This window comes from Baaleninema sp., assembly GCF_049974805.1.
Taxonomy (GTDB): Bacteria; Cyanobacteriota; Cyanobacteriia; order Cyanobacteriales; family Geitlerinemataceae; genus Baaleninema.
The window spans coordinates 1-14620 of the sequence record NZ_JBNGCO010000064.1 but is presented as its reverse complement, the minus strand read 5'-3'; the positions used below and the strand labels follow the sequence as shown (position 1 = coordinate 14620).

At 49.5% G+C, this 14620-nt stretch carries 9 protein-coding genes and 1 tRNA gene; 8 read left to right on the top strand and 2 right to left on the bottom strand.

Annotation, left to right across the window (positions count from 1 at the left end; all coding sequences use genetic code 11):
• The first annotated feature begins 125 nt into the window (after positions 1 to 125).
• The 4 genes from ACP5D4_RS13235 (at position 126) to ACP5D4_RS13220 (ending at position 6349) form a co-directional block, all read left to right on the top strand.
• A complete protein-coding gene (locus ACP5D4_RS13235) occupies positions 126 to 707 on the top strand; it encodes an Npun_F5749 family FMN-dependent PPOX-type flavoprotein (RefSeq protein ID WP_428012095.1) in 582 nt (193 codons plus the stop codon).
• Positions 708 to 1023: 316 nt separating this feature from the next.
• Complete coding sequence (locus ACP5D4_RS13230) at positions 1024 to 2058, top strand: M42 family metallopeptidase (RefSeq protein ID WP_428012094.1); 1035 nt, start codon at positions 1024 to 1026, stop codon at positions 2056 to 2058.
• A 130-nt stretch (positions 2059 to 2188) separates the two neighbouring features.
• A tRNA-Glu gene (locus ACP5D4_RS13225) sits at positions 2189 to 2261 on the top strand.
• An 821-nt stretch (positions 2262 to 3082) separates the two neighbouring features.
• Positions 3083 to 6349 (top strand): extracellular solute-binding protein, encoded by a 3267-nt coding sequence (locus ACP5D4_RS13220; protein ID WP_428012093.1) that lies wholly within the window; start codon positions 3083 to 3085, stop codon positions 6347 to 6349.
• A gap of 175 nt (positions 6350 to 6524) precedes the next feature.
• Here the strand turns inward: ACP5D4_RS13220 and ACP5D4_RS13215 are convergent, their stop codons facing one another.
• Positions 6525 to 7748 (bottom strand): FGGY-family carbohydrate kinase, encoded by a 1224-nt coding sequence (locus ACP5D4_RS13215; RefSeq protein WP_428012092.1) that lies wholly within the window; start codon positions 7746 to 7748, stop codon positions 6525 to 6527.
• An 81-nt stretch (positions 7749 to 7829) separates the two neighbouring features.
• On the opposite strand from ACP5D4_RS13215, the gene hpsE (ACP5D4_RS13210) reads away from it, so the two are divergent.
• The 4 genes from hpsE (ACP5D4_RS13210) to ACP5D4_RS13195 all read left to right on the top strand — a co-directional run bounded on the left by hpsE (ACP5D4_RS13210) (position 7830) and on the right by ACP5D4_RS13195 (position 12332).
• The gene (gene hpsE / locus ACP5D4_RS13210; RefSeq protein ID WP_428012091.1) at positions 7830 to 8783 is read left to right on the top strand and encodes a hormogonium polysaccharide biosynthesis glycosyltransferase HpsE; all 954 of its coding nucleotides are present in this window, start codon (positions 7830 to 7832) and stop codon (positions 8781 to 8783) included.
• A 32-nt stretch (positions 8784 to 8815) separates the two neighbouring features.
• Positions 8816 to 9820, top strand: a complete 1005-nt coding sequence (gene hpsE / locus ACP5D4_RS13205) for a hormogonium polysaccharide biosynthesis glycosyltransferase HpsE (protein ID WP_428012090.1) — start codon at positions 8816 to 8818, stop codon at positions 9818 to 9820.
• Positions 9821 to 9879: 59 nt separating this feature from the next.
• Positions 9880 to 11040, top strand: coding sequence for a glycosyltransferase family 4 protein (locus ACP5D4_RS13200; protein WP_428012089.1), 1161 nt, complete (start codon positions 9880 to 9882; stop codon positions 11038 to 11040).
• A gap of 92 nt (positions 11041 to 11132) precedes the next feature.
• On the top strand, positions 11133 to 12332 hold the full coding sequence (locus ACP5D4_RS13195; RefSeq protein ID WP_428012088.1) for a glycosyltransferase family 4 protein: 1200 nt from the start codon (positions 11133 to 11135) through the stop codon (positions 12330 to 12332).
• A 129-nt stretch (positions 12333 to 12461) separates the two neighbouring features.
• Here the strand turns inward: ACP5D4_RS13195 and htpG are convergent, their stop codons facing one another.
• Positions 12462 to 14438 carry a molecular chaperone HtpG gene (gene htpG, locus ACP5D4_RS13190; protein WP_428012087.1) on the bottom strand — a complete coding sequence of 659 codons (1977 nt, stop codon included), beginning with the start codon at positions 14436 to 14438 and terminating at the stop codon, positions 12462 to 12464.
• Between the last annotated feature and the right edge of the window lie 182 nt (positions 14439 to 14620).

Sequence of the window (14620 nt, the reverse complement as noted above, 5' to 3'; positions counted from 1 at the left end):
AGATACCCGACATCTAAAATATGCCGGGTATCTTAACCTTGAGTCAGTCATCTCTACCGTAAAAAAACCTCTGTGTTCTCTGCGTATCTGTGGTGAACCCCACACTTCCGATTCTCGAAATTCCCATGAAATTAGCTCCTTGGCGAACCCATATTTCCGGCGCACTCCATCGAAATCGCAGTCTCATCTATTCGCGATATTTCCAACTGGCGACGGTGCGTCGAAACGGAACCCCAGCCAACCGAACCGTCGTATTTCGCGGATTTGAAACTCACAGCGATCGCCTACAAATCGTCACCGACAGCCGCAGCGAAAAAATCGAACAACTCCAACACAACACCAACGTCGAAGCCTGCTGGTATTTTCCCAAAACTCGCGTTCAATTTCGTTTTCAAGGAACAATTGAAATTGTCGATTCCGAGGGTTCTGATGAAGCACTCAACGCCGCAAGACGTCAAGTGTGGGAAACCCTATCCGACGCAGCGAGATCGGGATTTGCCTGGCCGAAACCGGGGGCAGAGCGATCGCCTTCTGAGGCCTTTGAGGTCGATCCGCCCAATCCGGAAATACCTCTTGATAGCTTTTGTTTACTACTTCTCGACCCTTGCCGCGTTGAGTTTCTTGCCTTACGAGGCGAACCTCAAAATCGGTGGATTTACGATCGCCAACCCAATGGAACTTGGACGGAACGAGAAGTCAATCCCTAGTGCGTTCTGGATAAAAAAGGCTCTTCGCCGTTTAGGGTGACAGAAAAACTGACTTCACGAGATTTCAGGGGTTTTGGCTCTCGATTCTCCAGGTATTTGTATTTTGCTATACATTTTCCCCCGCAAACGGCGGAGACCCATAAAAAAATGAATCCCTCGGGGGCGTCAGATACCGGAGACATCCAGAGTCCGCACTGAGATAAGCCTCGTAAAAAGCGGTTAACTGTAACGTTTCTCGCGGGTTTAGTCGGTCATCATCCCCACCAAAAGATGGCAAGATTACAGTAGCGTCTCAGTAGAAATTGAGGAAAGTCAGTTGGCGTTTGAAGAACTGTTTCAGACGATTGAAGAATTAGTGATGTGTCATTCGCCCAGTGGCGACGAACGGGAGATCGATCGCCTGTTGCTCGATCGCTTCGCCGCCTGTGGCGTCGAAGTCTGGAAAGACGAGGCGGAAAACGTCATCGCCAAGATTCCGGGGCAGAATCCCGATCGCGCCATTGCGATTACGGGACATAAAGACGAAATCGGCGCGATCGTCAACGATATCGAACCGAACGGGCGCGTCAACATCCGCAAACTGGGCGGTTCGTTTCCCTGGGTCTACGGAGAAGGTGTCGTCGATCTCCTCGGCGATCGCGCGACCATACCGGGAATCCTCAGTTTCGGTTCCCGTCATATTTCCCACGAATCCCCGCAAAAAGCCTTACAAAGCGAGGTGGCGTTGAATTGGGAAGACGCCTGGATCGAAACTAAGCGATCGCGCGAACATCTCGATTTAGTGGGCGTGCGCCCCGGAACCCGCGTCGTCGTGGGGAAACACCGCAAACACCCCTTTCGCATCGACGATTACATCACTAGTTACACCCTCGACAACAAAGCCTCCGTCGCCATTTTGCTGGCGTTAGCCAAACGGGTGAAAAACCCGCTGATGACAGTGTATTTGGTCGCCTCGGCGAAAGAAGAAGTCGGCGCCCTCGGTGCCTTGTACTTTACGAATCGCACCCGCCTCGACGCCCTCATCGCCTTGGAAATTTGCCCCCTCGCCCCGGAATATCCCATCGAAGACGGAGACGTTCCGGTGTTGCTGTCTCAAGACGGATACGGTATTTACGATGAATGGTTGAACGCCCGATTGCAGGCGGCGGCGCAAGAAGCGGAGGTGCCGCTACAACAGGCGGTGATTCGCGGCTTTGGTAGCGACGGATCGATCGCCATGAAATTCGGCCACGTCGCCAGAGCCGCCTGTTTGGGCTTCCCCACCCAGAATACCCACGGTTTCGAGATCGCTCATTTAGGGGCGATCGATCGCTGTATTCAAGTCCTGGCCAGCTATTGCCAAGCTGTGTGACGGTCGTCCTCAAAAATTCTAGAAAAAATTTCGGTTTGGGGGTTGACAGCACCAGATAGATTGGTTAATTTAGTAAAGGCTCAAGCGATTTCGCCACGAGCGTAATTCGCCGACGCCAAACAAAATACCTGCCCCCATCGTCTAGAGGCCTAGGACACCTCCCTTTCACGGAGGCGACGGGGATTCGAATTCCCCTGGGGGTATTTTTAGCGAATAGGGAAGAGGGAAGAGTGGCAGACATGCTTCCATCTTCCCTCTTTTGATAGTTATGTTAAGTGTGTTGAGAGTGTTTCAGAAAAAACCCTTGATTATATAGTAATGCCATTTGTTTGATTGGTGGCAAAATCCACGATCGCTCAAGGGCTGTGCGAGATCTGAAGAGAAGAATTGAATGAAAGCGGGTGATTATTCTGAAGTGTCTGAAGAGCTGATACAGTTCGAGGTTGGAAGGCGTTCGATCGCAACAGTTTTCTCTCTCTCGATCTTGAATTTTAGGTTCGTTTTCACGCGATCGCTTTGACTTTAACATTCTTTTTTAAGACAAGCGATATAATCGACTTTTGTTCCCTAATTTTCCATAGCGTACTCTAGAATTTTGAGGAATTTTATAGCGTTTTTTTTAATCTGCAAATCGTCAGGAATTCGGCATATCTAAATAACGGTATACCCGAAACTGAGGCTTGTCCAGAGACCGGGTTTCTCTAAGTGGATATTTGGGTAACTTTGAGATGCACCCTAAGACCCTAAATTAAGGGTTTAGACCGGACATCAACTTAGTGTATTACCTCAAACTCCAAAAAACAAAAATTTTGAGTCAAAAAATAAAGTAACAAATCAAAAGAAATATAACTTTATTGTGTAATACTTAAGGTGTCGATTATCGTCGAACGCTGTTCGTAAAATGTCGAAGCTCTGGAATCTCCCCCGTCGCACCGCCTTAGTTATCTTAGCCCTTTTTACCTTTTTTCTCGTCCTCATCATTGGAATTTGGCAGGTGTGATCGAGCGATCGCCTCTATATCGCCATGTTAGCCTCCACCAGCGGCGATTACGCCAGTGGCGGCGAGGAAATGGTTCGCGGGACTCAAATGTATCTCGACGAAGTGAATCGAGCCGGAGGCATCCACGGAAAACCCGTCGAACTGCTCGTGTTTGACGACGAAGGGGATATAGAAGTCGGACGGCAACAGGCGCAAAAAATCGCCGCAGACGATCGTATTCTGTTGGCGTTGGGGCCTTATTTTAGTTCCATTGCCCTCGAAGCGGGAAAAATTTACGATTCGGTTAATTTACCCGCCGTAACTGCCACGGCACAAGCCGACGAAGTCACGGAAAACAACCATGGGTTTTTCCGCGTTCTTTTTAATACGAGTAAAGAAGGAGTATTACTGGCAAATTACGTTAAAAAAATCCTCGATCGAGAGACTGTCACAATTATTTTTGACGGGAGCGATACTTGGAGTTCGTCTTTAGCGACCAGCTTCAAAAATACCTTTCGAGGGTTAGAAGGAAGACTGAATTATCAGTGGGACATTCACCCTTCTTCTGAAGCAACCGAAAATCTGTCAGACCGCATCGACCAAATCTTAAGTGAAATTTCAGAAATCGATCCAGAATCTATTGGAACGATCGCTTTATTTACGAAAACTACAGATGCCGCAAAAATCCTCATTCAACTCAGGAGGTCGGGGGTCGATTCTCCCATCATCGGCGGCGACTCCATCGCGGAACAGACATTTTTAACAGAATTACAACACTATCCAGAAGCACAAGCCCAACCGGGTTATTTTTCTGATGGAATTTACGCAACATCTCCCTTAATTTACGATATTTCAAACGAAGCTGTTCAAGAATTTCGCAATCAATTTATCGAAAAATATCAACAAAATCCCACCTGGATCGCTGCCTTATCTTACGACGGTGCAAAAGTGGCGATCGAAGCCATCAAACGGGCTAACGCCAGCGGCGATCGCAAACAAGTTTTGCAAGAACGAAAAGCGATTCGCCAGATGCTATCTGACACGAACGCAGCCGACAAAGGCGTGACGGGATTAAACGGCAGTCAGTTGTACTTCGATCGCCAGCGTAACATCCCTCGTCCCATTGCCATGGGCTTGTTCGATCGCCAAAACTTTATTTCAGCCCCCATTCAACTTCAACCCATCCGAAATTGGCAAAGTCTTCCCAATTTAGAAGAGCAAGTCGAACGAGGTGACATCGTCCGTATTAGTGGCGAATATTCTTACCTCACTCACGTCGTTTATACCGGAATGGATATCAACGAAATCTCTAATTTAGATTTAAAACGGGAAACTTACATTGTCGATTTGTTTTTGTGGTTCCGCTACCAAGGTTCTCCCGAGTTAGAAAAAGTTGAATTTTTAAATTCCGTCGAACCCATCGAACTGGACGAGCCAATTTACGAGTCCTATCGAGACCGACTAACAACTCGATCCTACCGTATCAAAACCCAATTTGACGGAAATTTTGATTTTCGAGATTATCCCTTCGACACGCAAGAACTCACGATTAAATTTCGCCATGCTAATTTAACCCGAAACCATGTTATTTACGTTCCCGATTTAGTCGGAATGAAAAACCCCGATCGAAAAGAAATTATCCGCAAGTTTCGGCGTAGCGAAGTGTTCGCCTCTATCGATAACTGGGGATTAAAAGATGCCCGTTTTTTTGAGAATATCGCGAACGACTATTCGACTCTCGGAAATATCGATATGGTGGATTTAGATTCCGGTATCGATTACTCCCAATTTAATACCGTCATTCAAATCGATCGAAGCTCCTTAAGTTTTAGTATCAACAACCTTTTGCCCTTAGCCTGTTTTCTTTGGATTTTATATATTTTCCTGTTCTTTCCCTTTGCGAAATTTTCTGCGGAATCGGTCAGTGGAATTTTGCTGAGCGTCGTCTTCTTTCATATCGGACTCAAATCCGAACTTCCTGAAGGAATCGGCTATATCGTCGCTTTGGACGTCATTTTTTATGTAATTTACGGTTTGATTGCCACTCAAGTGGTCTTAGTGTTAACGGTCGTCAAATTTCAAGACAATAAAAATCGGCGTCGCAACCTCAAACAGCTCGTGCGAGGATTTCGCGTCATCTTTCCCCTATATTTGCTGGCCGCCAGTTTTACAGTCGGTTGGTACTACGATATTATTTCGCCCGATAACTGGCTCTACGCCCTACGAACCACCCCAGAACCGAACGTTCAAGCGACGATCGAACAAGCGACCCAGACAGAAGAAGAAGTAACGCTTTTAAACTTCGCGACCTGGAAAGTTGAATACGATCGAGACTTGAAAGACCTCTTCGATCGTTTTTACGAACAACATCCTCAAGTCGAAATTCAACATCTTTCCGCCCCTTACTCCAATTACGGTACCGCCCTCACCAATCAATTCAAAAAAGGCGTTGCGCCGGACGTCATGTTTTTACGACCCTACACCCTCGATCGAGAACTGTTTTATCGCGGCGATCTCGCCGATCTCAGCGACTTTCCCAATTTACAAAATGCCTATTCTCCGACATCTCTAGACCCTTGGACGACGGAAGACGGCCAAATTTACGGTCTGCCCCTCAGTGCAGTGGTTCACGGCATTTTCTACAATATCGATCTGTTCGAACAACTGAACCTGGAAGTTCCCCAAACCTGGGAAGACTTGCTGGAGACGGCTCAAATCCTGAAAAATTTCGGCATCCCACCCTTTTCCAACAGCTTCGGTAACGCGGCCTTCGATCTCGACGATCGCATTTTTACCGCTCTCGTTCCCAACTTTACAGGAGGCCGCGAGGGACGACTGGCTTACGAAGGGGGCGATCGCTGCTTTAACGACGAAGGAGTTGTCGCCACCTTCGAGGCGATCGCCGAACTTCAACCCTATCTCGATCCGACCAACCGTCCCCTATTTGAAAGCGTCAATCGCTTTATCAACGGAGAAGCCGCCATGTTAATCAGCGGTTCCTGGGAATTGAAAGACTTTGAAGCCGCCGACGCCCCCTTCGAGTGGAGTGTCTTCGCCGTTCCGCCCCCAGCCGGACAACCGGGATACACAATCGTTCATCCTGATTTCGCGGTGGGACTCAACGCCCACTCTCCTCATCTCGAGGAAGCGAAAGACTTTCTGCAATGGTTGATGACGCCCGAAGCCGCCGACTTCATCACCAACCGCCTGGCTGGAAACTTCGCCCTCCACCGAGCCAAGCCGGAGGTTCGCAACCCCCACGCTCAGGCGTTTCTGGCCTTGAGTCGCGATCGCGAAACTGACGTTCGTTAGACCTATCCCAAACTTCACGACAAAATTCCCGGCGGCCATACTCTCACCAAAGAAGGTTCGATGGCAGTTCTGAGGGGGGAAATGACGCCCCTGGAAGCCGCCAACCACCTGCAACGGGGTTTAGCGGAGTGGTACGAACCTGCCCAGGTATGCGGGATGCAGTGAGGAGGGGTTTCTAGGAACTGGCCAACATCGCCGTTCCATACGCCGCCTCAGTTTGCGCCGATACCGTCACCGGAACCCCCAAGCGATGCTGTCGTAATCTTGTCCACGCCGGGTTTTTCGCCCCGCCGCCAGCGGTGTACACCCGCGTTAACCGACTCGCCCCCAACTCCTGCAAAAGCCCGTACCCTCGGGCTTCAATCCGTGCCATACTGTCGAGCAACCCGTGGAGAAACGCCACTGAATCCTCGGGTTTTGGTTCCAGTCGCGGCGGGTACTGGGGATCGCTGACGGGAAAGCGTTCCCCCGGTTCGCACAGGGGATAGTAGTCGAGGGGACTTTCGGAGGTGGGGATGCGATCGCTCAAATGTTGCAACTCCGCTTCGCTGAAAAACTGTTTCAACACCGCCCCTCCGGTATTCGAGGCGCCTCCGGCTAACCACAAATTCCCCAAGCGATGGCTGTAAATTCCGTATGGCGCTGCGTCGATGCGGGTTGTGCTGAGGAGTTTCAACACTAATGTCGAACCGAGAGAGGTGACGGCTTCGCCGGGAGAACTCGCCCCGCTGGCGAGAAAGGCGGCGATGCTGTCGGTGGTTCCCGCGCAAACGCGACAGTTTGGGGAAATCCTGAAGCGGCGAGAAATGTTGGAAGTGATGAGATCGATCGCCGTTCCCGGTTCCACGACGCGGGGAAGTTTTGGGGCGGGGAAGTTCAGCCACTGGGGATATTGGCAAATTTCGGGATCGTAGCCGAGTTTGAGGGTGTTGTGATAGTCGCTGATTCCGAGTTTTCCGTGGAGGAGGAAACTCAGCCAATCGGCTTGATGGAGGAAATAGGTGCTGGGGGAAGGGTTGAGATGGCGGCGAAACCAGATGAGTTTACTCAATCCGGAGGTGGCGCTGAGGGCGGGATGGTTCGCGGGGGCGATCGATCTGACTTCCGCTGCGACGGCTTTTCCCCGGTTGTCGTGATACAACAACGGTTCGGTGATGGGGTTTCCCCTCTCGTCGCAGAGAAATACCGTCGCGGAGGTTCCGTTGAGGGCGATCGATCTCAAATTTTGTCGAATTTCGAGGGGGATGCGATCGAGCAGTTCCCACAATCCCTCACGCCAAGTGTCGCAGGTTTGGGCGGTGAAGTCGATACGGGCGTCTGCTGCGATGGTTTTCTCAGCGTCGATGGCGATCGCTCTCGCCCCGGAGGTTCCGAAATCGATTCCTAGATAAAATGTCATCGATGGCGTGGTCTGGAGTTGTCGCGTATCCACAACGACATCGTATCTTGGAGTTGAGAACCTGATGCTTCACGCCCCGCTGTGACTTCTCCCCCTCTCCACTTCACCGTCGCCATCTGTACCTATAACGGCGAAAGTCGTTTACCCTCGGTACTCGATCGCCTCTGTGACTGTGCGGCGGAAACTCCAGACTCCCTCACCTGGGAAATCCTGGTAATCGACAACGCCAGTACCGACAACACCCCCCAAATTATCGATCGCTATCGCCACAAACTCCCCCTTCGCCGCATCTGCGAACCCCAACGGGGACTCGCTTTCGCCCGACATCGCGCCATCGTTGAAGCCAAAGGGGAATTTGTAGGATTCCTCGACGACGACAACCTCCCCGAAGCCGATTGGGTGACGCAAGCGATCGCCTTCGGACGAGAAAATCCCACAATCGGGGCTTACGGAAGTCGCATCCTTCCGGAATACGCCGCCACACCGCCGGAAAATTTCCAACGCATCGCCCCCTTTCTCGCCATTGTCGATCGCGGTTCGCAACCGTTGTTTTACCCTCCCGAAAAGAAACTGCTTCCCCCTGGGGCGGGTTTGGTGGTTCGTCGCGACGCCTGGTTAGCCTGCGTTCCCGAACAGTTAGTTCTCGTCGGAAGAACCACCCAAAAAGCGATCGCCGGAGAAGACTTAGAAGCTTTACTGCACCTCCAACAGTCAAAATGGGAAATCTGGTACAACCCCACCATGCGAGTTCGCCATCTCATCCCCGCGTCTCGTCTCCAACCGGAGTATCTCCTCAATCTCATGGAAGGAATCGGCTTGAGTCGCTACCGAACCCGGATGTTGAGTTTTCCGGCGATATTACGTCCGTTCGCCCTCGTCGCCTACTCTCTCAACGACTGTCGCAAAATCCTGCGCCACCTTATTAAATATAGAAGAACGCTTAAAACCGATCTCGTCGCCCGCTGCGAAATGCGTTTATATACATCCAGTTTTTACAGTCCAATTTATTTTTTACGAGAAACCCTCTCTCGTTAATCCCAATCCTAACGTTTCCCGCTTCACTGTCAATGTCTCCCCCCCTTTCCTCCTCTCCATCTCCCGATTTCACCGTCGCTATTTGTACTTACAACGGAGAAACTCGCCTTCCTGAAGTTCTCGACGCTCTCCAGCAGCAGGAAGGAACGGAGGATATCGCCTGGGAAGTGTTGGTGGTGGACAACAACAGCGACGATGGGACGCCGGATGTGGTAAACCAGTATCGTGTCAATCAGTATCGTGAAACTTGGCCGCGATTGCGGTACGTTCGGGAATTGAAACAGGGTACGGCTTACGCCAGACAACGGGCGATCGCAGAAGCCCAAAGTCCCGATTTGGTGGGGTTTCTCGACGATGACAACATTCCGGCGTCTGACTGGGTGCGTCAAGCTTACGAGTTTGGCTGTCAACATCCTAAAATTGGGGCCTATGGGGGAAATATTCGCGCTAAATTAGATATCGAACCGCCGGAGTATTTCGATCGCATCAAAATTCTTTTGGCGGTGTACGATCGAGGAGATAAACCCTTTTGTTACGCCCGCGATCGCAAACCGCGCATCGTTCCCGCCGCCCCCGGTTCGGTGGTGCGGAAACAGGCTTGGCGGGATTGCGTTCCGCCGCGATTGCTGTTACAAGGACGAGACGAGAAAAATTGCACTTATATCGGGGCTTGTGAGGATTTGGAAACGCTATTTTACATTCAAAACAGTTCTTGGCAAATTTGGCACAATCCCCAGATGACCGTGTTTCACCATATTCCACCCCATCGCCTTCAACGGAAATATCTCCTCAAAATTGCCCGAACTTCCGGTTTGTCGAATCACGCGCTTCGCACGGCTCGACTGTTTCCCAAACGTCGGTTTTTGATGTTTTTTTTAATGCCGATTTATTTACTTTCAGATGGATTAAAAGCTATCGTTTTTTGGTTTAAATATCGGAAAGAGATTCAAAATAATTTTGAAAAAGATATTCCAAAAGCCTGTGAGTTTCAATCTCGTATTGGTCGGTTTTTAAGTCCGTTTTTTGTTCGGTTGTAATTCCCAGTCTAATTTTTAGTATAATTTTCAGTATAATTCCAAGTTTGTCGAGAGCCGTTATGAAAATTGCTTACGTCACCATGTACGACGTTCTCGATCGCGAAAGCTGGCCGAAAACCCAGTTGGGAATGTGTCAGGCTGGGTATTCGATCGCCCAAAATTTAGCAAATTTAGGATGTGCGATCGAGTACGTGGGAGGACTACAAAAAAAACGGTCGATCGTCACCAAATTAAAATGGGAATTTTATCGGCGATCGCAAAATCGAGACTATTATCGCTGGGCGGAACCCGCAATCGTCAAAGATTTCGCCCAACAGATCGATCGACAACTGCAATCTCTCGATTTCGACGTAATTCTCTGCGGCGAAAATTCCCTACCCCTCGCCGATTTAGAAGTCTCTAAACCGCTCGTTTTATGGACGGACGCCCCCTTATCGGCACTCATTAATTATTATCCCTACTTAAGTAATATTTGTCAAGAAACCCGAGACAATATTTATACCTTTGAAAAACGCGCCCTCGACCGCTGCCAAACGGTAATTTACGCCTCAAAATGGGCGGCGCAAAATGCCATCGAAACCTACAACCTTCCCGAAAGTAAAGTTCGCGTAGTTCCCTGGGGCGCCAATTGGGACGTACCGACAACGCGGCAGGAAATCGAACTGGAAATTTCGCGGCGATCGAGCCAATCTTGCAAACTCTTATTTTTAGGAGTTGAATGGAACAGAAAAGGCGGAGATATCGCCTTAAACGTCACGCGAGAACTCAACCGAATGGGATTACCCACCACGTTAACAATTGCGGGAGGCCCTCCCACCTCACAACTCCCAGAGTTCGCCAAATACGTCGGTTATTTAAAGAAAAACACAAAATACGGACGAGACACCCTACAAATTCTCCTCGAAACCTCCCATTTCCTAATCCTTCCCACACAAGCCGAATCCTATGGGATGGTATTTTGTGAAGCTCACCAATTCGGATTACCTTGTTTAACCACCAATGTCGGCGGCGTTCCCTCCATCGTACAACATGGCGTCACCGGATTTACACTTCCCAAAGATGCCGATATTTCTCACTATTGCGACGCAATTTTTAAAACATTTAACGATTCGAGCGGATATTATAAAATGGCAATAGCAGCCTTCGATCGATACGAAAAACTATTGAACTGGCAAAGTGCTTGTCAAACTGTCAAGGGAATCTTAAAAAACTTAATATAAACACTAGATCCCCGGCATCTTGAAGATGCCGGGGATCTAGCTCAATTCAGCAAAGTATATATCAAACTTTCAAGCTAAAAAATTAAATCTCAATGCCAAATCTCGCCTATCTAACCGAATTCGACCTCAAAACCTTCAATCCCAAACATTGTCCGCGAGACAAACTAGGACATTGGGGAAAATGTCATCGAATCTATCGCGCCCTCAACCATCCCAAAACCCCAATTTTCCCCGTCGGAAACCTCAATAAAACCCGAGAACATACCGCCATTATTCCAAAACTCAAACGGCGCGTTTATCAAAACCTCTTCAAAACCCAATATTTACCCTGGACAGAACCGGAATTCAACCGAGAATACGCCCGACAATTCCAAGAAAAACTAAATAGACTCAATAGAAATATTGATATTATCTTAACCTCAGACAGTAACCTAATCGCCTATCTCGACAGTCCCAAACCCTTCGCCATTTGGACAGATACCCCCTACGCCGGACTCATCAATTTTTATCCAAATTATCAAAACCTCTGCCGCGAAACCCAAAACCAGCTTTACCAAATGGATAAACTGGCATTAAACAAATGTCAATGGATATTTTTCGCCTCAAACTGGGCGGCAAACATTGCCATAAAAACCTATCAGCTTCCTCCCCAAAAAATTCATATCGTTCCGTTTGGCGCAAATTTCGACTTTAACCCTAAATTTGAAGATGTCGAAGCGGCGATCGCATCCCGTCCGCCAACCCCTTCCCCACAAACCCCCTGCAAACTGCTATTTCTCGGCGTCAACTGGATTCGCAAAGGGGGAAACCTGGCGCTCCAAGTCGCCAAAACCCTGAATCGAAACGGAATCCCCACCGAACTAACCATCGCCGGATGTCGTCCCCCCACAGACGAACCGCTTCCCGACTTCGTTCGCTGCGTGGGATTTCTCGATCGAACCCTAGAGATCGATCGTCAAACCCTCCATCGCCACTTCGCCGAATCTCACTTCCTCATACTCCCCTCCACCGCCGAATGTTACGGTCACGTTTTCTGCGAAGCCAACGGTTTCGGCGTTCCCTGTCTCGCCAGCAACGTCGGCGGAATCCCCACCGTGATTCGCGACGGAATCAACGGAAAAACCTTCCCCCGCCACGCTTCCCCCTCCGACTACTGCAACTTCATCGCCGAAGTCTTCTCCACGCCAGACAGCTATCGTCACTTCGCCTTATCCGCCTTCAAAGAATACCAAACCCGCCTCAACTGGGATGTCGCAGCGAAGCGGGTTCGGGAGATATTGATAAGGAGATGACGAGATAAGGAGATGAGGCGGTGGGTGTGACGCGGCCGAAAAATTCGGCTGAAATCCGCTCAAGGGAATATGACCGATATACTACCGCGTCACACACCGCCTCCGATGCCTTCTCCCGAGAAAAACCCATTAAACCGCTTGGTTCGTCAACTGAGTGAGAACTTGGTTCGATCGACTCACGAACTGCTTCATACCCTCCGCGTCGAAGCCTTTCTGAGACATCAACGCCAAATCGTAAACGTGATGACAAATCAAATTCGCCAACTCCGCAGACGGCGAACTTCCCTCAGAAACGATCGCTCCCTGACTCAACGCCGCCAGATTTTGAATCATCGGATGAGAAGTGTTCACCACCAAAATATGCTCTTCGGGAAACTCCGCCTTTTCCTGTTGTAGCATCGCCGTCATATCCCGCAAACGACGCATGGCTTCCGGTAACAACACCATCGCCGGAGGCGTACCTTGAGGATCGTCAGCTTTCAGCGATTCCGTCCGAACCGTCAATTTCGGCTTGTTCAACGCTTTCTCGAACAGTTCCTTAATCTGTTCGCTGCGGGTTTTGTTGGTGTTAGGATCGACGATTTCCGTATCTTTGTCTTGGCTGACGAGATTTTCATCGAGTTCCGAATCCACCCGAGAAAACTTCACATCCGATCGATCGCGTTCCAAATACCCAATAAAGTGCGTATCGATGAACGAATCGAGATAGAGAACTTCCAAACCTTGGCTCTTGTGAAGTTCCACATACGTCGCTTGCGACGCCGGATCGGTACAATAATATACCCGGTTTTCGTGGCGTTTCTGGTTCCGTTCGAGGTACTCGTCTAACGTGGTGTAAGACTCGCCGTCGTAGACGATACCACCTTCCGCCGAAACATCCTGCCAAGCATCCCCTTCCGTTTCCACTTGAACGGTAGGTTTCTCCTCAGTATTCCCGCTTAAATTCGCCGTCGTCCGATAAATTAGAATATCTTCGACTTGCTTTTTAAACTTCTCGTCGTTGATATATCCGAACTTGACAAACGTACCCAAATCTTTCCAGCACTTCACGTACTGGTCTTTATCCTCTTTGTAGAGTTCTTTGAGTCGATCGGCAACTTTCTTCGCGATGAAATCGGCGATTTTACGAACCTTGCGATCGACCTGCAACGCCGACCGAGAAACATTGAGGGGAATATCGGGACTGTCGATGACGCCGCGCATCGGCATCAAGAACTTGGGAACGATTTCCTCGCAATGGTCGCTAACGAAAACCTGGTTGCAGAACAATTTAATATTGCCCTGGGTGACATCGACATCCGGTTTCAGTTTGGGGAAATAGAGAATGCCGTTAATCTCAAACGGATAGTCCGTTTTCAAGTGAACCCACAGTAGCGGTTCATCTTGGAACGGATACAAATAGCGGTAAAACTCCAGATAGTCTTCATCGCTGAGATTTTGAGGAGACTTGCGCCAAATCGCCGGTTGTTGGTTGAGAATTTCCCCTTCAAATTCGATGGGGACTGGCATGAAATCGCAATAGGTTTTCACCAATTGGCGAACCCGTGCCGATTCCAGATATTCCGTTTCCTCATCTTGCAGCGTCAGGGTGACGGTAGTGCCGACTTCCGATCGATCGCTGTCCGTCAACTCGAATTCCGGCGAACCGTCGCAAGTCCAGTGAACCGCCTGTGCGCCGTCTTTGTAAGAACGCGTATCGATTTCGACAGTTTTGGCCACGATGAACGAGGAATAAAACCCGAGACCGAAATGGCCGATAATCGGTTGGTCTGCGCCGCCTTGATATTTTTGCACGAATTCTTCGGCACTGGAGAAGGCGACCTGGTTGATATATTTTTTCACCTCTTCGGCAGTCATCCCGATTCCCGTATCGGTGACAGAGAGGGTTTTCTTATCTTTATCGACAGTAATGGTAATTTTAGGATTGTCCGTGTCGCCGTTGTATTCTCCCGCAAACGCCACCATTTTTAACTTCTCGATGGCATCGACGGCGTTGGAGACGAGTTCCCGCAAGAAAATCTCATGTGCGGAGTAGAGAGATTTCTTGATGATGGGGAAGATGTTCTCGGTATGGATTGTAATGTTGCCTTTTTCGAGGACAGTCATAGTACCGTTAGATGAAGGTGAACGTCGCTTCGATCTTTATCTTCTGGGATTTTCGGCCGTTAAGCTTCAGGCGTTCTCCGTCCCCATCGATTCGGTTTTCCCTACCTTTTCCTTAAAATGAGGCCATCGCCGCGTTAGGCGTCGCCGTGGCGGGGAGGGGAAGAAGGAAGATCGACGTAGAG

Bases quoted from the DNA above. Each gene is read 5' to 3' on its own strand.
- ACP5D4_RS13215 (WP_428012092.1), bottom strand. From the start codon at position 7,748: ATGACATTTTATCTAGGAATCGATTTCGGAACCTCCGGGGCGAGAGCG.
- ACP5D4_RS13220 (WP_428012093.1), top strand. From the start codon at position 3,083: ATGTTAGCCTCCACCAGCGGCGATTACGCCAGTGGCGGCGAGGAAATG.
- ACP5D4_RS13200 (WP_428012089.1), top strand. From the start codon at position 9,880: ATGAAAATTGCTTACGTCACCATGTACGACGTTCTCGATCGCGAAAGC.
- ACP5D4_RS13195 (WP_428012088.1), top strand. From the start codon at position 11,133: ATGCCAAATCTCGCCTATCTAACCGAATTCGACCTCAAAACCTTCAAT.
- ACP5D4_RS13235 (WP_428012095.1), top strand. From the start codon at position 126: ATGAAATTAGCTCCTTGGCGAACCCATATTTCCGGCGCACTCCATCGA.
- hpsE (WP_428012090.1), top strand. From the start codon at position 8,816: ATGTCTCCCCCCCTTTCCTCCTCTCCATCTCCCGATTTCACCGTCGCT.
- htpG (WP_428012087.1), bottom strand. From the start codon at position 14,438: ATGACTGTCCTCGAAAAAGGCAACATTACAATCCATACCGAGAACATC.